Raw genomic sequence first — 1,340 nt, 5'->3', positions numbered from 1 at the left:
GGAGAAATTGTCAAGACCTGTGGATCGGGTTTTTTCAGGCGACCTGCGTTCCGGTGTGCTCGTTGCCGTTTGAGGGCGGTGTCGGTGGGGTGATGTCGGTGGGCCGTTCGAGCAGTTTGCCTTTGTGGAAGGCCGCGCCGGCGCGGACCAGGGCGACCAGGTGGGGGGCGTTGACGGCCCGCCAGCGAGCCTGTGCGGCGTCGATCAGCTTGTAGGCCATGGCAATACCGGCCGCCCGTGATCCCGGCCCCTTGGTGACCTTGGTTCGAAGTCGCACCGTGGCGAAGGTGCTTTCGATCGGATTTGTCGTGCGCAAATGGATCCAGTGTTCGGCCGGGTACTTGTAGAACTCCAGCAGGGTGTCGAGGTCGTCGACGATCTTGGCGACCGCCTTGGGGTACTTGGCGCCGAAGTCGACGTCGAAGGCCTTGACCGCGACCTGGGCCTTGTCGATATCCTCGGCGTTGTAGATGTCCTTGATCGCCGCCAACGCCGACGGATGAGCCGACTTCGGCAGTGCGGCAAGCACATTGGCCTGCTTGTGAAACCAGCAGCGCTGCTCACGCGTGGCCGGAAACACTTCCCGGACCGCTTTCCAGAACCCGAGGGCTCCGTCGCCGACGGCCAGCACCGGGGCGGTCATCCCGCGGCGTTTGCAGTCACGTAGCAGATCGGCCCACGACTCGGTCGACTCCCGAAACCCGTCAGTCAACGCGACGAGCTCCTTGCGGCCATCGCTGCGCACGCCGATCATCACCAGCAGACACAGCTTGGTCTGCTCCAGACGCACCTTGAGATGGATCCCGTCGACCCACAGGTAGACATAGTCGGTGCCGGACAGGTCCCGCCGCCCGAACGCGGCGGCTTCGTCTTGCCACTGCGCCGTCAGCCGGGTGATCGTCGAGGCCGACAAGCCGGCGCCCGAGCCGAGGAACTGCTCGAGCGCCGGACCGAAATCCCCACTCGAGAGCCCATGCAGGTACAGCAGCGGCAACACCTCGCTCATCTGCGGGGACTTGCGCGCCCAGGCAGGCAGGATCGCCGAGGAAAACCGCCGCCGCACACCGGTATCGGGGTCCACACGGCGGTCGTTGACCCGCGGTGCCTTGACCTCCACCGCGCCGGCCGCGGTCAACACCTCACGCGGCTCGTGATAGCCGTTGCGCACCACCAGCCGGTGGCCGTCCTCATCGAGCTGGTCGGCGAACTGCTCCACATAGGCAGCAACCTCAGCCTGCAACGCCGCGGCCAGCATCTGCCGCGCACCGTCGCGGACGATCTCATCGAGCAACGACCGATGGCCGGTCTCCTCGTTGTTGGCCTCCTGGGCACCGTGAACT

The 1,340-nt window shown here is 65.7% G+C and carries 1 protein-coding gene; it reads right to left on the bottom strand.

The annotated features are described in order from the left end of the window. Positions 1-34: 34 nt before the first annotated feature. Positions 35-1,291 carry an IS256 family transposase gene (locus AAHS21_RS31945; RefSeq protein ID WP_342931259.1) on the bottom strand — a complete coding sequence of 419 codons (1,257 nt, stop codon included), beginning with the start codon at positions 1,289-1,291 and terminating at the stop codon, positions 35-37. Positions 1,292-1,340: the final 49 nt, after the last annotated feature.

It is taken from the genome of Mycobacterium sp. 050272 (assembly GCF_039023525.1).
In the GTDB taxonomy this organism is placed as follows: domain Bacteria; phylum Actinomycetota; class Actinomycetes; order Mycobacteriales; family Mycobacteriaceae; genus Mycobacterium.
This window is presented reverse-complemented; position numbering and strand designations above follow the sequence as displayed.